Source organism: Erysipelatoclostridium sp. DFI.2.3, assembly GCF_019132535.1.
Taxonomy (GTDB): Bacteria; Bacillota_I; Bacilli_A; order Erysipelotrichales; family Erysipelotrichaceae; genus Clostridium_AQ; species Clostridium_AQ innocuum.
On record NZ_JAHOOJ010000008.1, the window covers coordinates 75,406 to 96,765 of the forward strand.

The 21,360-nt window shown below is 47.7% G+C and carries 21 protein-coding genes; 15 read left to right on the forward strand and 6 right to left on the reverse strand.

Features of this window, described 5'->3' with window-relative positions:
• Positions 1-27 precede the first annotated feature (27 nt).
• Positions 28-594: a YqaA family protein gene (locus tag KSZ58_RS09735; RefSeq protein WP_009269153.1), complete on the forward strand. Its 567-nt coding sequence runs from the start codon at positions 28-30 to the stop codon at positions 592-594.
• Here KSZ58_RS09735 and KSZ58_RS09740 read toward each other — a convergent pair.
• The gene (locus tag KSZ58_RS09740) at positions 567-1,214 is read right to left on the reverse strand and encodes a gamma-glutamyl-gamma-aminobutyrate hydrolase family protein (protein ID WP_002608984.1); all 648 of its coding nucleotides are present in this window, start codon (positions 1,212-1,214) and stop codon (positions 567-569) included. The genes KSZ58_RS09735 and KSZ58_RS09740 overlap by 28 nt on opposite strands.
• A gap of 45 nt (positions 1,215-1,259) precedes the next feature.
• On the reverse strand, positions 1,260-2,204 hold the full coding sequence (locus KSZ58_RS09745) for a TIGR01212 family radical SAM protein (RefSeq protein WP_040014035.1): 945 nt from the start codon (positions 2,202-2,204) through the stop codon (positions 1,260-1,262).
• A 184-nt stretch (positions 2,205-2,388) separates the two neighbouring features.
• On the opposite strand from KSZ58_RS09745, the gene KSZ58_RS09750 reads away from it, so the two are divergent.
• Genes KSZ58_RS09750 through KSZ58_RS09770 form a run of 5 tightly spaced genes read left to right on the forward strand, consistent with a single transcriptional unit; the run spans position 2,389 to position 6,189 of the window.
• Entirely contained in the window at positions 2,389-3,072 is a 684-nt protein-coding gene (locus KSZ58_RS09750; protein ID WP_009269151.1) for a M48 family metallopeptidase, read from the forward strand.
• An 18-nt stretch (positions 3,073-3,090) separates the two neighbouring features.
• The gene (locus tag KSZ58_RS09755; RefSeq protein WP_142419476.1) at positions 3,091-3,924 is read left to right on the forward strand and encodes a DegV family protein; all 834 of its coding nucleotides are present in this window, start codon (positions 3,091-3,093) and stop codon (positions 3,922-3,924) included.
• A 36-nt stretch (positions 3,925-3,960) separates the two neighbouring features.
• Entirely contained in the window at positions 3,961-4,365 is a 405-nt protein-coding gene (locus KSZ58_RS09760) for a DUF2809 domain-containing protein (protein WP_009269149.1), read from the forward strand.
• Positions 4,358-5,398 (forward strand): M20/M25/M40 family metallo-hydrolase, encoded by a 1,041-nt coding sequence (locus KSZ58_RS09765; protein WP_008817277.1) that lies wholly within the window; start codon positions 4,358-4,360, stop codon positions 5,396-5,398. Before KSZ58_RS09760 ends, KSZ58_RS09765 begins: the two co-directional genes overlap by 8 nt.
• Positions 5,399-5,415: 17 nt before the next feature.
• On the forward strand, positions 5,416-6,189 hold the full coding sequence (locus KSZ58_RS09770) for a Nif3-like dinuclear metal center hexameric protein (protein WP_008817276.1): 774 nt from the start codon (positions 5,416-5,418) through the stop codon (positions 6,187-6,189).
• Between the two features lie 492 nt (positions 6,190-6,681).
• Here the strand turns inward: KSZ58_RS09770 and KSZ58_RS09775 are convergent, their stop codons facing one another.
• A complete protein-coding gene (locus KSZ58_RS09775; protein ID WP_009269148.1) occupies positions 6,682-7,401 on the reverse strand; it encodes a hypothetical protein in 720 nt (239 codons plus the stop codon).
• Between the two features lie 248 nt (positions 7,402-7,649).
• On the opposite strand from KSZ58_RS09775, the gene KSZ58_RS09780 reads away from it, so the two are divergent.
• Complete coding sequence (locus tag KSZ58_RS09780; RefSeq protein ID WP_009269147.1) at positions 7,650-8,645, forward strand: pyruvate kinase; 996 nt, start codon at positions 7,650-7,652, stop codon at positions 8,643-8,645.
• Between the two features lie 103 nt (positions 8,646-8,748).
• Here the strand turns inward: KSZ58_RS09780 and aroF are convergent, their stop codons facing one another.
• The 3 genes from aroF to KSZ58_RS09795 form a co-directional block, all read right to left on the reverse strand.
• Positions 8,749-9,765: a 3-deoxy-7-phosphoheptulonate synthase gene (aroF, locus tag KSZ58_RS09785; RefSeq protein WP_009269146.1), complete on the reverse strand. Its 1,017-nt coding sequence runs from the start codon at positions 9,763-9,765 to the stop codon at positions 8,749-8,751.
• A 19-nt stretch (positions 9,766-9,784) separates the two neighbouring features.
• On the reverse strand, positions 9,785-11,050 hold the full coding sequence (locus KSZ58_RS09790) for a shikimate kinase (RefSeq protein WP_009269145.1): 1,266 nt from the start codon (positions 11,048-11,050) through the stop codon (positions 9,785-9,787).
• Positions 11,051-11,352: 302 nt separating this feature from the next.
• Complete coding sequence (locus tag KSZ58_RS09795) at positions 11,353-12,258, reverse strand: LysR family transcriptional regulator (protein ID WP_008817271.1); 906 nt, start codon at positions 12,256-12,258, stop codon at positions 11,353-11,355.
• 161 nt (positions 12,259-12,419) lie between these two features.
• On the opposite strand from KSZ58_RS09795, the gene KSZ58_RS09800 reads away from it, so the two are divergent.
• From KSZ58_RS09800 to KSZ58_RS09835, 8 genes are all read left to right on the forward strand, one after another.
• Positions 12,420-14,414: an FAD-dependent oxidoreductase gene (locus tag KSZ58_RS09800; protein ID WP_008817270.1), complete on the forward strand. Its 1,995-nt coding sequence runs from the start codon at positions 12,420-12,422 to the stop codon at positions 14,412-14,414.
• Positions 14,415-14,452: 38 nt separating this feature from the next.
• The gene (locus tag KSZ58_RS09805) at positions 14,453-15,325 is read left to right on the forward strand and encodes a shikimate dehydrogenase (protein WP_002608997.1); all 873 of its coding nucleotides are present in this window, start codon (positions 14,453-14,455) and stop codon (positions 15,323-15,325) included.
• 27 nt (positions 15,326-15,352) lie between these two features.
• The gene (locus KSZ58_RS09810) at positions 15,353-16,531 is read left to right on the forward strand and encodes an MFS transporter (RefSeq protein ID WP_009269144.1); all 1,179 of its coding nucleotides are present in this window, start codon (positions 15,353-15,355) and stop codon (positions 16,529-16,531) included.
• 74 nt (positions 16,532-16,605) lie between these two features.
• On the forward strand, positions 16,606-17,118 hold the full coding sequence (locus KSZ58_RS09815) for a TRAP transporter small permease (RefSeq protein WP_008817268.1): 513 nt from the start codon (positions 16,606-16,608) through the stop codon (positions 17,116-17,118).
• A gap of 4 nt (positions 17,119-17,122) precedes the next feature.
• Complete coding sequence (locus KSZ58_RS09820; protein WP_009269143.1) at positions 17,123-18,415, forward strand: TRAP transporter large permease; 1,293 nt, start codon at positions 17,123-17,125, stop codon at positions 18,413-18,415.
• A 13-nt stretch (positions 18,416-18,428) separates the two neighbouring features.
• Positions 18,429-19,433, forward strand: coding sequence for a TRAP transporter substrate-binding protein (gene dctP, locus KSZ58_RS09825; protein WP_008817266.1), 1,005 nt, complete (start codon positions 18,429-18,431; stop codon positions 19,431-19,433).
• Between the two features lie 8 nt (positions 19,434-19,441).
• The gene (gene aroD / locus KSZ58_RS09830) at positions 19,442-20,203 is read left to right on the forward strand and encodes a type I 3-dehydroquinate dehydratase (protein ID WP_008817265.1); all 762 of its coding nucleotides are present in this window, start codon (positions 19,442-19,444) and stop codon (positions 20,201-20,203) included.
• A 314-nt stretch (positions 20,204-20,517) separates the two neighbouring features.
• A complete protein-coding gene (locus KSZ58_RS09835) occupies positions 20,518-21,360 on the forward strand; it encodes a sulfide/dihydroorotate dehydrogenase-like FAD/NAD-binding protein (protein WP_002609003.1) in 843 nt (280 codons plus the stop codon).

Genomic DNA, 21,360 nt, shown 5'->3' on the forward strand with positions numbered 1-21,360 from the left:
GCACGTATAATGAAATGAGGGGATTTCATGAACGTACAGGATTTTTTTATCGTATGGCAGGATATCGGTCTGATACTGTATTCTGTTTTAAAAGCATTTCTTCCGCTTCCTTCTCTGGAGGTCATATTGGTACCGCTGGTACTGCATTCACCGCAGAAATGGCTGCTGTATTCGCTGGAGGGTGCAGTAGGCACCTGTATCGGCGGGGCAATCGGCTATGGCATCGCCCGGATACTGGGCAAAAAAGTGCTGTATAACATCGCCGCAAAAGAGGATGTGGAGCATGGCGAGGAGCTGATGGACCGCTATGGTCTATTGGCCGTCTTCATTGGCGGCATCACCCCGATTCCGGATTTTCTTCTGGCCTATCTTGCCGGCTTCACCAACATGCGGCTGTTTCCGTTTCTGCTGTGTGACGGCTTTGCCAGATTGCTGCGCAGTCTATTGGTAACACTGTCCCTGCGCTATCTGGGAACCGTGATGAATGTGGATGCCTTCGGCACCTGGTTTTCTCTGGCCATCATGCTGTGGCTTGTTTGGAAATGGTGGAAGAGCAGGAAAAAAATTCAGGCGCAGACAACATCCAGAAAATAAGGAAGGATCTGATCGTCTTCCATCAGCTCCGGATGCCACTGGACAGCGAGAATGCGACCATTCTCGTGCTCCATGGCTTCTACATAATTCTCCTCGCTGAAGGCAGAGGTATAAAAGCCCTCTCCCAATCGCCCGGCTACCTGATGATGGTAGCTGTTTACGGTAAAGCTTTGCGGATACAGCTGATGCAATACACTGCGTGAGCTGCTGTGTACGGTGTGCAGCTGCTTTGGTGCGTGTGTCTGCGTGTCAATATGCTGCAGAAGTGTCCCGCCGGCATATACATTCAATGTCTGCATTCCGCGACAGATACCAAGAATCGGCTTTTCGTTGCACATAAATGCGTCGATTACCTGAAATTCCAGATGATCCATCGGCTGCGCATAGGTAGTGACATGCTCATTGCGGTCCTCCTTCAGATAATAGCTTTGCACATCATAGCCTCCGGGCAGTAAAAGCGCATCGCATACCTGCAGCGCACTCGCGATTCCCGCCATGCTGCAGATGGGATACAGGCTCCAGCCCAGCGCTTCCACGCGGTCTACATACGGCTTGTTGATAAACCATTTCCAGGCATGATCCAGCTTTTCAATTCGCATAAGGACAGCCAGTACCTTCATTGATCGTCACCTCTTGCTTTATCCTATGCGAAAAAAAAGGGAAGGTTACGTATTGTACTTTCCCTGCCAGGTATTGCGCTGCTTCATTTCCTTGTCAATGTCGTTGAGAATCGTTACCTTTTTCAAAGTCCAAAGCGGGGTGATCAGCGCTTCCTTCACGCCATCTCCCGTCAGCCGCTGGATGATCATTTCCGCCGGCAGCAGCTCCAGCTGACGGATGACGATATCAATATATTCCTCTCTGCTCAGCATGACAAAGGGGGATTGTCTGTATTCCTGGGCCATGCGCGTGCCCTCCATAATGTGCAGCATATGGATCTTTACCGCATGCACGGGCAGCTTTGCGAGCGCAGCCGCGGTTTCCAGCATCTGCTGTTTGTTTTCACCGGGCAGTGAATTCATCAGATGGACAGCAATTTTCAAATCGGTATGCGACAGCCGCTCGACACAATCCAGAAACTGTGCATAGGTGTGCCCGCGGTTGATGTGCTGTGCGGTATCATCGTGAATACTCTGTAACCCCAGCTCCACCCAGATTTCCTTATCAGTACACAAGGATTGCAGATAGGCGATCTTATCATTCTCCAGACAGTCGGCGCGCGTGGCGATACTGATAGCCGCAATATCATCACGCTGCGCAAAGGGGTCAAAGGTAGCCTTTAACACGGGCAGCGGTGCATAGGTATTCGTATATGCCTGAAAATATGCCATTGGAATTCCGGCCGGCCATTTTCTTTGCATCATCTGCATTCCCTGATCAAACTGCCGAAACAGATCGTCATGGATGTCTCCTGCATAATCACCGCTGCCAAGGGCACTGCAAAAGGTGCAGCCGCCGACGCCGCAGGTGCCGTCCCGGTTGGGACAGGAGAAATTTGCATTCAGAGGAACCTTGAACACCTTGCTGTGAAAGCGGTGCTTCAGGTAATAATTCCAGGTATGATAACGCTTGTTGTCATCACTGTATGGAAACGGATTGTTATAGCTCATAATATCACCGTAGGTATTGTAACACAGAATAACACAGACGGTAAAAAACAAATGGAAAATCTGCTCATTTCCTGCACGTTCAGCCATTGTAAAAAATTCCAGAATTCCTTACTAAAAAACTGTTTATTTTTTTAATCAAGTATGAGATAATTAGATGCGCACTAGAGATTGGGGTAGTAGTTAAATGGATGTAAATAAAAAGGTTGTTCAGTGTAGAAAATATCCGATTACCTATACACTGGTTACAAAACAGGTAAAAAATATCAACATGAGGATCTCTTCCAAGGGAGAGGTCGTGGTCAGTGCGAATCCGTTTGTGCCTATGGATAAAATCGACGATTTTGTTTCCAGCAAGGTTTCCTGGATTGTGAAGCATCAGAAATCCATGCAGGAGAGAAGTCAGAAATCCATGATCGACGACAAGCATATCGTATTGTTTGGAAATTCTCTGAAAATCCGCAAGACAACGGGGAAGTACAATCACGTAAGCTATGACAAGGACACTCTGTATGTACAGTGCAGAGAGCAGGCAGACCCGGAAAAGGTCATCCGGCAGTTTCTCGATAAGCTGTGCAGGGATGTGTTTCTGGACATTGCCACACTGACATTTCGCTCTTTGAGCGATTACCATCTGGAATTTCCGGACGTAAAAATTCGGGATATGAAAAGCAGATGGGGAAGCTGTACACCGGCCAAGAACTCGATAACACTGAACCGGAAGCTGATTCATTATCCGTTCGAGTTCATCGAATATGTGGTGCTGCATGAATTTGTTCATTTCATTCAGCCGAATCACTCCAAGGCGTTCTACAATATTATAGAGAACTACATGCCGGATTATAAAACGCGCATGGAAATGGTCAACTAGGAAAAGGAAAAAAATATTATGGTACATATCATTACAGACACATCTGCACTCTTTACGGTCGCGGAAGGAAATGACATGGGTGTTCATGTGATTCCTCTCTGCGTCAGTATCCAGGATGAGCATTACCGGGATTTATGCTTTGACACGTCATCCTTTCTGGAAAAGGTTCGCTCAGGAGGTATTCCGACAACCTCACAGCCGCCGATTGGCGATGTGCTGGCTGCCTACGAGGAGCATGGTGATGAAGAAATCCTCAACATATGTATGGCAGATGGTCTGTCCGGTACGTATCAGACAGCGCTGATGGCGAAGGAACAGGCGCCCAATGCAGACAGCATAACGGTATTGAATTCACAGACTCTGTGCGGGCCGCACCGCTATCTGGTGGAAAAAGCGGTGAAGCTTCGTGATGAAGGGAAAAAGGCAGCGGATATTGTCGCAGCCTTAAAGGAAAGCATGGCACATGGGCATTCCTTTCTGATTCCGCAGGATTACAGCTTCTTAAAGCGCGGCGGACGTTTAAAACCGGCAGCGGCCAGTATCGGCGGGCTGTTGAAGCTGAAGCCGGTCATGCATGCGGTGGAGGATGGAAGCCGTCTGGATAAATTTACAATAACACGTACATTGTCCAAGGCAGCAGATTCCATCATCAGCTATTTCCGCGAGCATGGTGTGGATGCGGCCTATCGTATTTCTGTATCTCATGCAGATGCGTTAGCGGATGCACGCTTCTTTATAGACCGATTGAAAAATGCGTTCCCGGATACAGAGCTGGAGCTGTTAAAGCTTTCACCGGCCTTTATCACACAGGGGGGACCGCAGTGTATTGCAGTTCAGTATATTCGCAAATAGAGTGGGAACACTCTATTTTTGTATAGGAGGCTCTATATGGGAAAACAAAACAGAAGAAACCGCTGCCTTTTGGTCGGCTATGTTGTGCTGGTGATTGCGGCAGGACTGTTATCAAGAAGCACGCTGCCCTTGCCGGACTGGTTTCGGGAATACGGAGGAGATACGCTGTGGTCGATGATGATGTATGGAATCTTCGCACTTCTGTTTCCCGAGGCCAGAGTGAAATCGCTGTTGATCGCTACGCTGCTGTTTTCCTATCTGATCGAATGCTCGCAGCTGCTGGATTATGACTGGCTCAATACGCTGCGTGCAACACCACTACGCTATCTGCTGGGACAGGGCTTTGTATGGAGTGATTTGCTATGCTACAGCACAGGCTGTATATTGGCGTGTTCACTGGATGTGATGATGTTAAAAAGGAGACATGATATTTATGGATAAGGAATTTTTGTATGATATGCTGAGGACACCAAGTGTCAGCGGACATGAAATTGCATTGCAGAAAAAGGTGATTCAGCATATGGAACCGGTTGCGGATGAAATTCTGACGGATGCGACCGGTGATGTGATCAGCGTTTTGAATCCGCATGCAGAGGCAAAGGTTCTGCTGTGCGGGCATATTGATGAAATCGGCTTTCTGGTCACCCGGATTTGTGAGGATGGAATGCTGAAGGTGACAAAGGCAGGCGGTATCCATCCGGTTCTGTATCTGGGGACACATGTACAGGTTGTCTGTGCTTCACAAATCCTGCCCGGTGTCGTTGTGACAAACCGTACGCTGGAAAGTAAGGAACAGGTGCAGGTGGAGGATTTGTTTATCGATCTGGGCTTTGACAGCAAGGCCGAGTGTGAACGCTATGTTTCCATCGGCGATCCGGTATGTGCTGCGAGTGAGTTCACTGAGCTTGCACATGGAAAGCTTGCCGGACGTGCATTGGATGACCGTATCGGTGCCTTTATCATTTTGGAGGCATTGAAAAAAGCCAAACAGAAGCAGGCTGCCTGTGGAATCTATGCGGCGACAACCTGTGGTGAGGAAACGACCATGCGGGGAGCCTATCATGTCGCAACCCGTGTGCAGCCAAGCTGTGCATTGATTGTGGATGTGACCTTTGCGAGTGATTATCCGGGCGTCAGCGGTGATGCGAGTGGAACCGTGAAGCTTGGCGGGGGTGCTGTATTATGCTCCAACAGCATGATCAACAAGCCTTTGAATGCGGCGCTTGCTGCGATTGCCGAGGAGCATCAGCTGGATGTACAGTGGGAGGTGTTTGCCGGAAAGGCCGGAACGGATGGCGATGTTGTCCATTTTACAAACGGTGGCGTGCCGGTTGCCCTTATTTCCATCCCGCTGCGTTATATGCATTCCTCCATTGAAACGGCAAGCAATCAGGATTTGGAAACGATCATTGAACTGATCAGCGAATTTCTTGTTCGCTTTGATGACAGCTTTTCATTTGATCCGTTTCCGTAAGGCAGGGAGGTATGTGTATGCGCTGTGCTGACATTTTGCATGTTATCGAGGAACACTATCCGCTGTCCTATGCGTTGGACTGGGATAATTGCGGATTGCAGACAGGTCGCTTCGATAAGGATGTGCAAACGATTTACATTGCACTGGATGCCGGTGATGCGGTGATTGCGGATGCAGTGATAAATCATGCAGATCTTCTGATTACCCATCATCCACTCCTGTTTAACGGAATCAAGCAGATTCACGATCAGGATTTTATCGGCAGAAGGATAATAGAGCTGATTCAGAAGGAGATGTGCTGCTATGCCATGCATACCAATTATGATGTGCTCCGCATGGCAGAGGTGGCTGCGCAAATGCTGCAGCTTAAGAAAACAAAGGTACTGGAGGCTACCAGTGAAGACGGGAAGGGGATTGGACAGTATGGGATGCTGCCGGAGGCAATGCCGGTTTTTCAGCTTTGCGAACAGATCAAGCAAACCTTTGAGCTGCAGGGCGTGCAGGTTTATGGTGATGTAAGCAGGCAGGTTCAGCGGATTGCGATTTCTCCGGGTGCCGGAAACAGTATGATTTCCCATGCGCTTTACAAGCAGTGTGATGTTTTGATTACCGGTGATATTTCCCATCATATTGGCATTGATGCGGTGGCACAGGGGCTTGCTGTGATTGATGCCGGACATTATGGTATTGAACATATCTTTATCCAGGATATGGCGGCATTTCTGTCGGAAAAGCTGAAGGGTGTCAAAATCATATCTGCACCGCTGTGTCATCCGTTTACGATTGTGTGAGATATCCCCTGAAAATGAAGTGGATGCAAATATATAAACGCTCCCTGTATAGTGGTAAGCTAAAATTGAGATATGGATGGATTCTGGCCGCGATGAGTGCTCAAAACGGCATTAGAATTCGTAATAAACAGAGGCAGGGAATTCAGCTGAAAATTCATACAGCCATTGCTTTATGAAAAACTTGAAACAGCTGCTTGTTTCTCTCTAGCTTTGCGCGAATGCAATGATGAAAAGCAGACGGTTTTCATACCAAAATCGTCTGCTATTTCCGTTGTCTTGGTGTAGCATTCTGTTTTCTCTATCATTCATGGGGCGAATTAGCTGCCGACCGCTGGAAAAGAGAACATCACATTTTCTTTCATCAAACATGGCTGCTTTATCAAAAAGACATCCTTCTATTTAACTCTGAAAAGGTTGCTGGGGATTTCTAACATTGACAGCTTTTGTCTTGGAAAATAATCCGTCTCTGATGTTATACAATATAGAAGCTTATCAGCTGTTTTCTTTATACAGATTGATTTCTTTTGCGGCATGGATACGTATAACAGGCTTTTCTGTCCCGGATACAAGCCTGCCATTATCAAGGATATGCTGTGGATCCTGGATAGAGCCATTCTGTATAGGATTTACTTCCATCTTTATGCTGGCTGGTACGGTATCAAAGTATACAGAGACACTTTTAAATGCATTCGCTTCTGATCCATCCAGCACGATATCATGATCCAGCTTTGCAGCCTCTAGATGCAGAGCTACCACTGATTTGTCAGCGTGCAGGAAGATATCTGAATGAATAGGATTTATGTGAATCTGTTTGAATTCACCTGCTGTTTCTATTACATCAAATTCTTTACGTGGCAGGTAAATAAGAAATGATCCGAGAACGTCGTTATCCTCTTCTCCGTTTTTCATCATAACGGATATATTGAGCGTATCGCCGTTTCTGCTGCTGCGAACATCATATGTATGTGCTGCATTCAAGTCGGCGTTTTGAAATTTAAAAGCTGTATCCGCATCCTGTTTTATTATGATAGACCGGGCATTCCCGCTGATTTTGACACGACGAATATCCTTAGCTTCTATTTTCTCATATACGTTTTCTTCATGCTCGACACTCGCGTGCTTTACAGCCTTGTTATCATCCCTACAGGAGGTGAGGAAAAGTATACAAAGAACACTCATCCATAACATACCTATTCCCCTTATTTTTCTCATTCTGGACACCTCCTTCATTCATGTATACTTCATTATACTATACATGGGGTAATTCACATAGGGTGGTACCGTATGAGGTATCCGTTTCGGATGAAGTTTCAGGACACCACTATGCTTATATGCTCTATGATACTGTGTGAAGCACAACAGAATATTCGAGTCATTCATAAAAGGAATAAGGAAAAAAGAAACAAATATCTTTATATCTCATTTAATCTGCTATAATAAAAAAAGCGAGGTATAAGATAATGAAATCACTGGATATTTATGGAACACTAGGGCCGTCTCTGCATACACAGGACGCCCTGTATGAAATGCTTTGTATGGGAATGAATGGTGTCCGCTTGAATCTTTCCCATGTGGATTTGACAGATTGCGAGGAATGGCTGTACGCATATCAAAAAGCACAGGAGCAGGCGGGCGTACAGGCAAAGCTGCTCATCGATATGAAGGGACCGGAGCTGCGGGTCGGAAGGCTGAGGGAGCCTGTCTTATTGGAAGAACGGCAGACAGTCGAACTGGGGAAGGACATTCCGATTCCTGTGGAGCTGCTGGCTCATACGGCGGTACAACAGAGGCTTCTGCTGGATGACGGTCGTATTCTTCTGGAGGTGAAACAGGTAAGGGAAGATGCCTTGCTGTGTACTGTTCTGCATGGAGGTGTGTTGAAATCGGGGAAAAGTCTGGCTCTGGTGAACGGTCACATCGAATTGCCGACACTTACGGAAAGTGATATCCGTAATCTGAAGGCCGCCAGGCAGTATGGCGTTACCGGAATCATGCAGCCCTTTGTAAGAAATGCACAGGATTTGATCACGGTGAAGGAAGCCCTGAAAAGCATCGGGAATCCGGATTTGCAGGTATATGCAAAAATTGAAAACATGGAGGGGGTAGCGCATCTGAAGGAGCTTTTTCCATACTGCGATCAGATTGTGATTGCCAGAGGAGATTTAGGTAATGCGATGCCGTTATGGGAACTGCCTGCTGTACAGAAGCGGATACAGGATATATGCCGTGTACACTCCATGCCGTATATGGTGGTAACGCAGATGCTGGATTCCATGATGGAGCATCCAGTACCTACAAGAGCTGAGGTCAGCGATATTTTTCATGCGGTTTACCATGGTGCCTCCAGTATCATGCTGACCGGTGAAACGGCAGCCGGCAAATATCCAAGGGAGGCGATGAAATACTTCAGTGAAACGGCAAAATCCGCATTGGTCTGCAGGGAAGAGGTGCTGTAAGCAGATATGAAAAAAGAATCCCTTTTCCATTTGTGGGTGGGATTCTTTTTTTTTCTTCCTGCGTTTGCAACTGCATGTATCATGTATATAGGGGCAATAATGCCTACATACTGCGCCCGATCACCTCGGCGATTTTTCTTCCCTTGCGGATCACCTCACCAAAGCGCTCCGGCTTTAATGACTGCGCACCATCACTCCATGCATTTTCCGGGTCATTGTGCACCTCGATGATCAGACCATCGGCACCTGCGGCAATCGCTGCCAGGGAAGCGGATTCCACCAGTCTCCAGTCACCGGTCGCATGACTTGGGTCAATAATGATCGGCAGATGCGTTTTCTCCTTAATAATCGGCACTACACTGAGATCCAGTGTGTTTCGTGTATACGTTTCAAAGGTACGGATACCACGCTCACAGAAAATGACGTTTTCATTGCCCTCGGACATGATATATTCCGCAGCCATGATCCATTCCTCAATTGTATTGGCAAGACCGCGCTTTAACAGCACCGGCTTGTTGATGCGCCCGACCGCCTTTAACAGATCAAAGTTCTGCATGTTTCTGGCACCGATCTGAATCAAATCCACATGCTCGACGAATTCATCAATTTTATCTGCACTCATCAGCTCACTGACAATCGGCAGCCCATAGGTTTCTCTGGCATGCACCATACATTTGACACCCTCTGTTCCCATACCCTGGAACGCATAGGGACTCGTTCTCGGCTTATATGCACCGCCGCGCAGCATATCGCCGCTGGCATTCTTCACTTCCTTTGCAATATCCATAATCTGGGTATCACCCTCAACGGAGCAGGGTCCGCCGATTACGACGATTTTCTCATTTCCGCCAACCTTGATGCCGGCTACATCCACGATGGTATCCGCCGGATGAAACAGACGGTTCGCCTTTTTATACGGTGCGGCAATGCGTGTGACATTTTCGACAAACGGATGTGCCTTCACCAGCTTTTCATCGATTTTGGAGGTATCGCCAACCAGACCGAAGACATTGTAATTATCTCCCTGAATCATGGTAACGGACAGCCCCTTGTTTTCAAAGGTATGAATCAGCTTTTCAACCTCTGCCTTGGGAGCATCTTTTTTTAATGTGATAATCATTGTTTCTTCCTCTTTTCTTCTAATCGCTGACAGCATCAATCAAAATGCTGTGATAGGCTTCTACGATTTCTGTGACGGTTGATTCGATGTCACTGTTGTTTACTGCAACATAGGCTGCATATTTCTGGTACAGCGGTAGACGCTCGGCATGCATTTTCGCAAGGGCATCACTGCTTTTGGACAGCGGTCGGTTCGGATCGGAGCTGATCAGCTTATCCACATCGCGGTCAATGAAAATCGTAATTCCGTTTTGACGCAGGTAATCCATGTTCACTTTATGCTTGATCGTACCGCCTCCGGTGGCGATGATTTTGTTGTTGAGCTTGCTGACCTCGATTGCCGCTTCTGTTTCAATGGCGCGAAAGCCTGCCTCTCCGCTTTCCTCGAAAATTTCCGGAATGGACTTTCCGGCCTTTTCGATAATGATATCATCCAGGTCAATGAACTCCTTCTGCATACGGTTCTCCAGCATTTTGCCAATGGTTGTCTTGCCGGCAGAGGGCATTCCGATCAATACGATATTGCAGCGCTCGCGCAGCATATCCTGATAGATATCGTCGATGATCTGATCGTCGATACTCTTATCCAGGAAGAACTCCACGGACTGCTTTGCCTGTGCTATCAGCATCTCCAGACCGTTTACACGCTTGATATCCATTTCCTGCGCCTCGAAGCACAGTCTTGTCAGAATCGGATTGTAGATCACATCCAGAACGGCCTCGCATTTATGAAACATGCTGATATCGATCGGAGCATTGCCGATTCGCGGGTACATTCCGATCGGGGAGGTGTTGATGATGATTTCCGCATCCAGATGACTGGAGAACATTTCATCATAGCTGATGGCACCGTTTCCTGGCACAACATCGACGATGACCATGCTGCCAGCTGATTCATGCTGTACCACTGCCTGAATGGCAGCACTGGCTCCACCGTTTCCGATAATCAGCACCTTTTTTCCTTCCATGTGTACATTGTGCTTTTTCACCATGTATAAAAAGCCGGTGAAGTCGGTATTATAGCCCTTCAGCTTGCCGTCACGATTGACGATTGTATTTACAGCACCGATTGCTTTTGCATGCTCATCCATTTCATCCAGGTAGGGGATGACATCCTTCTTGTAGGGGATGGTTACATTCAATGCAGTAAACTCCTTTTTCTCCATGAATGTCTTGAATTCCTCTTTGCTCAGCGGTATCAGATCGAAGGTGTAATCCGCAATCCTTTCATGAATATCCTTTGAAAAGCTGTGTCCAAGCTTTTCACCAATTAGTCCGTATCTCATTTGTTCTCTTCCTCTCTTTTCTTAATTTTCTATCATAGAAGCTTGCTGTATCCGGGACAGGCTACAAAAAAAGCATCAACGTTTTCTTCGTTCGATGCTTTTTTTATGCCCTGAAACGCTAAAATAACCACGATATCTCAATGGTTTGTTTCAGGGCTATCTAAAGTAAAAATAATAAGCTGCTGTCTGTATGGATTTGTTCATGGGTATCACTCCTATTGCCATTAGGATACAACACTCTTACGGAAAATGCAAGCATAAGTTTTCATATTTTGTGAAAATTTATGAAAGAAAATGGAAAATCAGTCACTGGTGTGCGGGTTTTTAATGGAGGTGTGATGTACGATAAAGTTACAGAAGGTGTGTACAGCAGGGGGAAGGTAGCGGTTTTTGACGGTAGCCAGATAAATGTAACGCTCATGCGGCGGATTGGTGATGGTCAGCTTTTTCACAGGAAACTGCTCCAGCATGGCAATATTCGGCACCAGTGCGATACCGTAATTGATGGCTACCAGACCGATAACGGCACTGTCCTCTTCCACCTCGCAGATGATGTTGGGCTCTATGCCCACCTGTTCAAACAGGGAATCCAGCAGCGGGCGGATACCGCTTTGACGATCGTAATAGACAAAGGTTTCCTCCTTCAGCCGGGCAAGGTCAACGCTGTCATGCACTGCCAGAGGATGGCTGCGCGAAACAATAGCGACAACCTCCTCCTGTGCAATCGGCAGAAAATTGATATCCGGCTGATTGTCCACGTAGGAACAGAAGGCCACATCGTACTTTTCCTCCTTCAGCCCCTGCAGAATCTCTGTGGTGTTGCCCTGCTTCAGGGAGAATTTGATCTTGCGGTTTTGCGACTGTGCCAGAAAGCTCTGCAGCAGATGGGGAACGTAGTGGCTGCCCAGGGTATAAATAAAAGCCAGATCGATCCATCCGTTTTCCTGGGAGGTGAGCTCCCGCAGCCGGCGCTCTCCCAGATCGACTTCCTGCAGTCCCTTATCTATATATTCATAAAAGATACGTCCATATTTCGTCAGCTTGATATTGCGCCCCTGCTTTTCAAACAGATAGCAGCCCAGATCCTTTTCCAGAGCGGCAATGGCATGGGAGAGGGAAGGCTGTGTGATGTCCAGCTGATTGGCAGCCTGTGTGTAGTGCTCCGTTTTTGCCAGCACGCGAAAATAGTGCAGATGATTCAGATTCATACGCATACCTCCAGTATTTACCATACAAATAGTATAGCTCATTTATAGATAAAATCTATAGATTTTGTAAAAATTATGAATTGTTTACATGTAAGGGAATATATATAATAAGCGTGTAATGTTTGTGAATACGATAACATTCACAATTAGGAGGCATAGTAATGGGAAAGTATTCTTCGATCTTTGAACCATTGACGGTGAAACAGATGACGATTCCAAACCGTATCGTCATGACGCCGATGGGAACAAACTTTGGTGAGCAGAACGGTGAAATGAGCTTTTTGCACATCAATTACTACGAACAGCGTGCCATGGGCGGTACCGGACTGATCATCGTGGAAAATGCGTGTGTGGATTATCCGTGCGGTTCCAATGGAACAACACAGCTGCGCATTGATCATGACAACTACATTCCACGGCTGTATAAGCTGGTGGAGACGATTCATAAACACAACACGAAAATCGCGATTCAGCTGAATCATGCCGGAGCAAGCGCTGTGGAAGAACGTATCGGTATGCAGCCGGTCAGTGCGAGTGATGTGCCGAACAAGAAAAACGGGGCAGCACCGCGTGCCTTAAGCAAAGAGGAAATTCTGCATATTGTTGACTGCTATGCGAAAGCGGCAAAGCGTGCACAGATCATCGGCTTCGATGCTGTTGAGATTCATGCGGGACATTCCTATCTGATCAATCAGTTCTTATCTCCGCTGACAAATAAGCGTACAGATGAATTCGGCGGCAGCTATGAAAACCGCGCCCGTTTTGCAAGACTGGTGCTGGAGGCTGTCCGTAAGGAAGTCGGAGCACAGTTTCCAATCATCGTACGCATCAGTGCGGATGAATTTTTAGAAGGCGGCAATACGCTGGAGGATACGCTGAAGCTTCTGGAATACTTCCATGCGGAAGCGGATATCATTGATGTTTCCTGCGGTCTTGTGGATTCCATTCAGTATCAGATCGATGCGAACTATCTGCCGGATGGATGGCGCTCCTATATGGCAAAAGCCGTAAAGGAAGCCTATGCGAAGCCGGTCATCACGACGGGAAACATCCGTGACCCTAAGGTTGCCGAGGATATTCTGGAGCGTGGAGATGCCGATTTGATCGGTATGGGACGCCAGATGATTGCGGATCCAAGCTGGACCAACAAGGTGCATTACGGAAAGGAAGATACGATTCGTAAATGTATTTCCTGCAACATCGGCTGCTCGGGGCACCGCATCGGCTTGAACCGCCCGATTCGCTGTTCGGTCAACCCAAGTGTCAACGAGGGTGAGGAATACCGCAGCTGGAAGGTGAAAAAGCCATGCAATGTCGTTGTCATCGGCGGCGGTACTGCAGGTCTTGAGGCAGCATGTACTGCCGCAGAGGTTGGCTGTACGACCTTCCTGATTGAAAAGGAAGACCATCTGGGCGGATTGAGTGTGGAAATTTCCAAGATTCCGGATAAAAAGCGTCTTCGTGATTTCCCGGATTATCTGATTCATCGTGCAGAAAAGCTGCGCAACCTGATTACCTTTACGTCTACAGAGGCAACACCTTCCTTTGTGAAGATGCTGAAGCCGGATTTCATCATCAATGCGACCGGTTCCACGCCGCTGCTTCCGCCAATCAGCGGACTGCGTGAAAACATCGATGCGTCAGGAAGCCGTGTCAGCGGCATTCTGGGTATGATCCGGCAGATTGATCAGTATCCAAAGGATCTCAGCGGCAAAAAGGTTTGCGTTGTCGGCGGCGGTGCGGTAGGATTAGACGTAGTGGAATTCTTCGCAAAGCGCGGGGCTGCCGTAAGCATTGTGGAAATGCTTCCGGTTGTCGGAAAGGATCTGGATACCGTTACCAAGGTGGGAACCTACGATATGCTGGAAAAACACAACGTACAGGTACTGACCTCTACAGCACTGCAGGAAGTGCATCCGGATCACTTTGTCGTAAAACGCAACGAGCAGATGGAAACACTGGACTTCGATTACGGCTTTGTCTGCCTGGGTATGCGTGCGTATTCTCCGGTTATGGAGGAGCTGAAGCAGACCTTTGCGGATGAGGATGTAGAGCTGTTCAATATCGGTGACAGCGTACGTGCCAGAAGAATCATTGACGGTGTGGCAGAGGGAAGAAACATTCTCAACGCATTGAAGCAGAAAGAATTTTTATAGAAAAGAAACGGAACACGTTATATAAGGAGGAACCAATTATGGCAGAAAGAATTAGCGGACACACAGAACTGATCGGATTGATTGCGACACCGATTCGTCATTCAAAATCACCAAAGATGCACAATGAGGCATTCGCAAAGCTGGGACTTGATTATGCCTATCTGGCGTTTGAGGTAGGAAACGAAGAGCTGGAGGATGCGGTGAAGGGCTTTAAGGCACTGAAGGTGCGCGGATACAATGTATCCATGCCGAACAAAACCGTCATCGGACAGTATCTGGATCATTTATCTCCGGCTGCTGAGCTGTGTGGTGCTGTCAATACGGTTGTCAATGACAACGGGGTATTAACCGGACATATTACCGACGGTATCGGATATATGCGTTCCTTAAAGGATGCAGGAATTGAGCCTGCCGGTAAGAAGGTTACGATTACAGGAGCCGGTGGAGCTGCGACGGCAATCGAAATTCAGATGGCTCTGGATGGAGTTAAGGAAATTTCCATTTTCAACCGCCGCGATGAATTTTGGGAGCGCGCAGAACAGAATGTGAAAAATATCAACGAAAAAACAAGCTGCAAGGCAACGCTGTTTGACCTTGCGGATACGGAAGCATTCAAGCGTGAAATCGAAGACAGCTATCTGTTTGCCAATGCGACCGGTGTCGGAATGAAACCGCTGGAAGGGCAGATGGTTATTCCGGACGCAAGCTTCCTGCGCAAGGATCTGATCGTTACCGACGTTGTCTACATGCCAACGGAAACTGAGCTGCTGCGTGTCGCAAAGGAAGTCGGCTGTAAGACGATGAACGGTCTGGGTATGATGCTGTATCAGGGTGCTGCCGCATTCGAATTGTGGACAGGCAAGGAAATGCCGATTGACTACATGAAAGAAATTCTGGATATCAAATTTTAAATAAACAAACGACATAAGGAGAAAGTTATGAATAAAAAATACTATCCAAGTGCCTTTATCTTGTACTTGAATTACTTCATTCACGGTATCGGCTGTTCCATTCTGGGACAGGCCGTGATCAAGGAAATGCTGGTTGCCCAGTGGGGACAGGGCATGGATGCCATCGGACAGGTGACGATGGTAGCTGCTGCGCTGGGTCTGGGACGTTTGATTTCCCTGCCGATTGCAGGACCGCTGTCCGATAAAATGGGAAGAAAGCTTTCCTCCCTGATTGGTATCGCATCCTATGCGATCTTCTTCATCGGTGTGGCAATGTCACCGAATATGTGGGTTGCCTATGCTGCGGCAATTCTTGGGGGAATCGCCAATTCCTTTCTGGATACCGGTGTCATTCCGGCCTGTGTGGAAATTCTGGAGCCAAGATCCTCTCTGGCAACCATGCTGACAAAATTCTTCATCTCTGCAGCACAGCTGCTGCTGCCGTTCATGCTGGGGGCACTTGCAGGGGCAAGTCTTTCCTACAACGTACTGCTGTACATCAGTGGTATTGCGATTTTGGTGATTGGTGTACTGGTGATCTTTGCACCGATGCCAAAAGCAGAGAAGGCTGCCGGCGAGAAAGCACCGGGACTGCTCGAAAACATCCGCAATTCTCATTTCTCTGCGGAAAGCATCGCATTGATCGTCATCGGCTTTACCTGCACCGCTACCTTCCAGCTGTGGCTGAACTGTGCACAGACCTTCGCAAAGGATCTGGCAGGAGTGAGTGATCCAAGCATGATGCAGACATATTATTCCTTCGGTTCTCTTGCGGCCATCATCGTAACGGCTGGTTTGGTATCCCGTATCAAGGGTGTGCGCTTCCTGTTTGTGTATCCGCTGATAACACTGATTACGCTGGTACTTGTCTATATGACACGCAGTGAAACGATGTGCTATATCGGTGCTGCCTTAGTTGGTTACAGTGCAGGTGGTGTCATTCTGCAGCTGGTTACTGCAACTGCCAATGATCTGTTCCCGCATATCAAGGGAACCATCACAAGTATTGTCATGATTATGTCCAGTCTTTCCAATTATACGATTCTCTCTGTTGCAGGTACCATGGATTCCGCACAGATTCTGATGATGAACATTGTGATTACCGTAATCGGTGTATTGCTTGCACTGTTTGTCAACCTGCGTTTTCAGAAGCTGGCAGGGAAATAATGGAAATTTATCATACCGCATGTGGGTGCGGTATGATATAATAACGGCAATTCTAACGGTTAGGAGGAAGTAACATGAAGATTATACGATGGCTGGATGACAATCTGGAAGAAGCACTGCTGATTGCACTGCTGGTGACGATGACGCTGCTTATGGGCCTTCAGGTGTTCAGCCGTTACATACTAAACGCGTCGCTGAGCTGGTCTGAGGAGCTGACACGCTATCTCTTTATCTGGAGCGGGTTTTTAAGCATCAGCTACTGCATCAAAAAGTGGATTTCCATAAAAATCGATCAGGTCATTCTCATGTTTCCCAAGCCGGTGTATGTCGTTGCACAGCTGGTGTTAAACGTGATCCTGTTTGCGCTGTTTGCGTTTCTGGCATGGCATGCGGTTACCTATTTGCAAATGAGTATTGCAAGTGCGCAGAAGTCACCTGCACTGGGACTGCCGATGCCCTTTGTACAGGCGGCTCCGCTGGTAGGCTTCACGCTTGCCGCCGTTCGCGCCCTCCAGCAGATCGTGCTGGAAATCGGTAATATCCGCTATTTCATTACCTGCGGAAAAATTAAGGAAAGAGGGGAGTGACGATATGCTGGCAATGGTAATTATGATTTTGTTTATCGTTCTTCTGCTTGTATCCGTACCGATTTCCGCAACGCTGTCGGCGGTATCGCTGGCACCCTCGCTGCTGGATCCTAATTTTCATATATCGGCGGAATATATCATCCGCGCCATGCTGGGAGGAATTGATTCCTTCCCGCTGCTCGCTGTCCCGATGTTTGTGCTGTCCGGTATTCTGATGGCAAAGGGCGGTGTCAGTAAGAAGCTGTTTGATGTCTTCTTCTATTTTCTGGGAGAGCATACCGCAGGAATGCCCTGTGCAGTCATTGTGACCTGTCTGTTTTACGGTGCGATTTCCGGCAGTGCACCGGCAACGGTGGCCGCTGTCGGCAGTATGACGATTCCGCTTTTGATCCGCATGGGCTATGACAAGGTGTTTGTGACTGCCATTGTTGCGGTTGCGGGCGGTCTAGGTGTCATAATACCTCCAAGCATACCGTTTATCCTGTTTGGTATGGCGAGCGGAGCCAGTGTCGGTAAAATGTTTATGGCCGGTATCATTCCGGGGATTCTGATTGCCCTGCTGCTGATGCTGTATGCGCTTTACTATTGTAAAAAGCATGGAGAGGATAAGGAAAAGATTCACGCAGAGGTATCCGTCCTGCATGAGAAGGGGTTCGTGAAGGTGTTTCTGGACAGCTTCTGGGCACTGTTAACACCGGTGATCATTCTGGGCTGCATCTACAGCGGGATTGCTTCCCCGACAGAGGCAGCGGTTATATCCGTGTTCTATGCGCTGATTATTTCCATGTGTATCTACCGGACATTGAAATTCCGTGATTTGAAGGGTGTGCTGGTGGAGGCAATCCGCACCTTTGCACCGATTCTGTTTATCCTGAGTGCGGCAGTGGCGTTTTCCCGTATCATTACCCTGCTGCAGATTCCGGAGATGGCAGGGGACTTCATCCTGTCCACCTTCAGCGGCAAGGTTGCGGTACTGCTGGTGATCAATGTGCTGCTGCTGATCGTCGGTATGGTCATGGATACCTCGCCAGCCATTCTGATTCTGACTCCGATCCTGATTCCCATCACCAACAGTCTTGGAATCGATCCGATTCAGTTTGGTATCATCATGGTTGTCAACCTTGCCATCGGCTTTGTGACACCGCCGATCGGTATCAATCTGTTTGTCGCGAGCTCTCTGACAGATGTTCCGGTCATGCAGATTGCGAAAAAGGCCATGCCGCTGATTGTCTTCTTTCTGATCGCTTTGCTGGCCATTACCTTTATTCCGCAGATTTCACTTCTGCTGGTATCGTAAGAGGAGGGACGTTATGAAAAAGATTCTATTTGCTCTTTTCACTTTCTCTTTGCTGCTGTCCGGCTGTGCGCAGAAGATTGAGGATCCGGCAGAGGCTTCGGCCGCGTATCCGTGGATCATTGCGACCGATTCCCCAAAGGATACGGTAACCGGACTGTTTGCCCATAAGTTTGCGGAAGAGGTGGAATGGCTGAGCAATGGCTCCATCCATATGCAGGTGTATGAAAACGGTACGCTGGGAAGTGACCGTGAGCTGATTGAGAGCTGTATGGGACAGGATATTCCCTTCGTTTTGCAAAACACGGCACCACAGACCAATTTTATGTCCAAGCTGGCAATCTTCGATCTGCCGGTTGCGTATACGGATATTAAGGAGCTGCGCAACACACTCGATGACCCTGACCTGATGTCCATGATCAACAAGGTGTACAGGGAAAAAGGCTTTCGTCTGCTGGCCATGGGAGATCAGAGCTTTCGTGTCATGACAACCAACCGGAAAATTCAAAGCATTGATGATTTTAAGGGACAGAAAATTCGGACGATGGAAAATCCATATCATATCGCCTTCTGGCAATCCATCGACGCCAATCCGACACCGATGACGTTCTCCGAGGTATATATCGGCTTACAGCAGGGGACGATTGATGCACAGGAGAATCCATATGAGGTTGTCGTATCCGGAAAAATTTATGAACAGCAGGATTACATCGTACAGACGAACCATCTGCCGCATCTGCTTTCGCTGATTGTCAACGATGAATTTTATCAGTCGTTAAGCAGCGAGGATCAGAAAATCGTCGATAAGGCAGCGGAGAATGCCCGCAACTATGCGCGGCAGCAGGCGGATGAGCGTGTGAACGACCGACTGAATATCATTACTGGCAGCGGAACAACCATCATAGAGCTTGAGGATTCCATGATTGATCAGCTGCGCGAAAAAGCACAGCCTGTGTATGAGAACATCAAGGCGCAGACTGGCGATGCATTGTATGAAGCATATACGAAACGTATGCAGTAGGAGGAAACATGAATACGGTAAACGTAAGAAATATAGTAATCGGCGAGGGGATTCCGAAAATCTGTGTGCCGATTGTCGGAAAAACAAAGGAAGAGCTGCTTTCTGAAGTAGAAGTGCTAAAGAGTGTTCCTGTAGATGTGGTAGAATGGCGTATGGACTGGTTTGAAGAGGTGGAGTGCTGTGAAAAGGCGGTAGCGATGCTGCAGGTGCTTCGTGAAGCTATGCCGGAAATGCCGATTCTTGCGACCTTCCGCAGTAAGAAGGAAGGCGGGGAACTGGAAATCAGTACAGCAGCCTATGTAGAGCTGAACAAAGCCATCATTGACAGCGGAAACGCGGATTTGATTGATGTGGAGCTGTTCACTGGGGAAGCGCAGGTAAAGGAACTGATTGCCCATGCGCATGACAAGGGTGTTCGCGTTATCATGTCCAACCATGATTTTGACAAAACACCATCTTATAATGAAATACTGACACGTTTAAAAGCAATGCAGACACTGGGAGCGGATATTCCGAAAATCGCGGTTATGCCAACCTGCAAGGCAGATGTAATCACACTGCTGCAGGCGACAAATGACATGCATGAAAACTTTGCGGATCGTCCGATCATCACAATGTCAATGGCGGGTACAGGCGTACTATCCAGATTGTGTGGAGAGGTCTTTGGTTCTGCACTGACCTTTGGTGCCGCAAAAAAAGCGAGTGCACCGGGACAGATGGGCGTCGAGGATTTAAAAACAGTACTTTCTCTGCTGCACAAGAGTCTGTAAGCTTCTATTCCGTGCAGAAAAGACTTAGACAGGCAACGACATTGGTCGGCTGAATAAGTCTTTTTCTTTATACCTTCAACCCGTTAGGAAACAAACACCAGCAATGGAATACTATAAGTGGCAGATGTGTTCAGGAATGATGTACGCGTAGGTTTGCTGTGTCTGTGAGTGTTGGATGGATTGCAGTGGAACATGGAAATGACAGGGAAATGTGACGTTTAAATATTGCATATCCAAACGAAAAAAGGTAAAATAAGATTATGCGTTATGGAACTTTTTCAGAATGGTGAAAAAGTTTTCAGAAAGGAGAAGCAATGTACAAGGTTATAGAGAAGGAAATTCTAAATCCAACCGTTACCAAAATGGTTGTTGAAGCACCGGCTGTTGCGAAAAAAGCACTGGCAGGACAGTTTATTATTCTGCGTGTGCACGAGGATGGGGAGCGTATTCCGCTGACGATTGCGGATTATGACAGAGAAAAAGGCACGATTACGATCATCTTTCAGATTGTCGGCAAGACAACGATGCTGCTGAATCAGCTGAATGTCGGGGACAGTATTCTGGATTTCGTCGGTCCTCTTGGCAAGCCTTCCCATGTGGACGGGTATAAGAAGGTCTGTGTCATTGGTGGAGGTGTCGGCTGTGCCATTGCTTATCCAACAGCAAAGGCGTTACATGAAAACGGCACGGAGGTTACCGTGATCACGGGATTCCGTAATAAGGATCTGGTAATTCTCGAGGAGGAATTCAAACAGGTCAGCACGCATGCCTATCTTGTCAGTGACGATGGCAGTACCGGCGTTAAGGGGCTGGTTACCAACGTGCTGGAGGATTTGATCAACAAAGGGGAAAGCTTTGATGAGGTCATTGCGATCGGACCGCTGATCATGATGAAGTTCGTTTGTCAGCTGACAAAAAAATACGGTATCAAAACCGTGGTATCCATGAATCCGATCATGATTGATGGTACCGGAATGTGCGGCGGCTGCCGTTTGAGTGTAGGCGGGGAAACAAAATTTGCCTGTGTGGACGGTCCGGATTTCGATGGTCATCTGGTGGATTTTGATGAAGCGATGTCCCGTGGGGCAACGTATCGTGATTTTGAAGCACATGCCAGAGATGCTGCCTGCAATCTGATGAATAAGGAGGTACGCTGA

Bases quoted from the DNA above. Each gene is read 5' to 3' on its own strand.
- KSZ58_RS09735 (WP_009269153.1), top strand. From the start codon at position 28: ATGAACGTACAGGATTTTTTTATCGTATGGCAGGATATCGGTCTGATA.
- KSZ58_RS09740 (WP_002608984.1), bottom strand. From the start codon at position 1,214: ATGAAGGTACTGGCTGTCCTTATGCGAATTGAAAAGCTGGATCATGCC.
- KSZ58_RS09745 (WP_040014035.1), bottom strand. From the start codon at position 2,204: ATGAGCTATAACAATCCGTTTCCATACAGTGATGACAACAAGCGTTAT.
- KSZ58_RS09750 (WP_009269151.1), top strand. From the start codon at position 2,389: ATGGATGTAAATAAAAAGGTTGTTCAGTGTAGAAAATATCCGATTACC.
- KSZ58_RS09755 (WP_142419476.1), top strand. From the start codon at position 3,091: ATGGTACATATCATTACAGACACATCTGCACTCTTTACGGTCGCGGAA.
- KSZ58_RS09760 (WP_009269149.1), top strand. From the start codon at position 3,961: ATGGGAAAACAAAACAGAAGAAACCGCTGCCTTTTGGTCGGCTATGTT.
- KSZ58_RS09765 (WP_008817277.1), top strand. From the start codon at position 4,358: ATGGATAAGGAATTTTTGTATGATATGCTGAGGACACCAAGTGTCAGC.
- KSZ58_RS09770 (WP_008817276.1), top strand. From the start codon at position 5,416: ATGCGCTGTGCTGACATTTTGCATGTTATCGAGGAACACTATCCGCTG.
- KSZ58_RS09775 (WP_009269148.1), bottom strand. From the start codon at position 7,401: ATGAGAAAAATAAGGGGAATAGGTATGTTATGGATGAGTGTTCTTTGT.
- KSZ58_RS09780 (WP_009269147.1), top strand. From the start codon at position 7,650: ATGAAATCACTGGATATTTATGGAACACTAGGGCCGTCTCTGCATACA.
- aroF (WP_009269146.1), bottom strand. From the start codon at position 9,765: ATGATTATCACATTAAAAAAAGATGCTCCCAAGGCAGAGGTTGAAAAG.
- KSZ58_RS09790 (WP_009269145.1), bottom strand. From the start codon at position 11,050: ATGAGATACGGACTAATTGGTGAAAAGCTTGGACACAGCTTTTCAAAG.
- KSZ58_RS09795 (WP_008817271.1), bottom strand. From the start codon at position 12,258: ATGAATCTGAATCATCTGCACTATTTTCGCGTGCTGGCAAAAACGGAG.
- KSZ58_RS09800 (WP_008817270.1), top strand. From the start codon at position 12,420: ATGGGAAAGTATTCTTCGATCTTTGAACCATTGACGGTGAAACAGATG.
- KSZ58_RS09805 (WP_002608997.1), top strand. From the start codon at position 14,453: ATGGCAGAAAGAATTAGCGGACACACAGAACTGATCGGATTGATTGCG.
- KSZ58_RS09810 (WP_009269144.1), top strand. From the start codon at position 15,353: ATGAATAAAAAATACTATCCAAGTGCCTTTATCTTGTACTTGAATTAC.
- KSZ58_RS09815 (WP_008817268.1), top strand. From the start codon at position 16,606: ATGAAGATTATACGATGGCTGGATGACAATCTGGAAGAAGCACTGCTG.
- KSZ58_RS09820 (WP_009269143.1), top strand. From the start codon at position 17,123: ATGCTGGCAATGGTAATTATGATTTTGTTTATCGTTCTTCTGCTTGTA.
- dctP (WP_008817266.1), top strand. From the start codon at position 18,429: ATGAAAAAGATTCTATTTGCTCTTTTCACTTTCTCTTTGCTGCTGTCC.
- aroD (WP_008817265.1), top strand. From the start codon at position 19,442: ATGAATACGGTAAACGTAAGAAATATAGTAATCGGCGAGGGGATTCCG.
- KSZ58_RS09835 (WP_002609003.1), top strand. From the start codon at position 20,518: ATGTACAAGGTTATAGAGAAGGAAATTCTAAATCCAACCGTTACCAAA.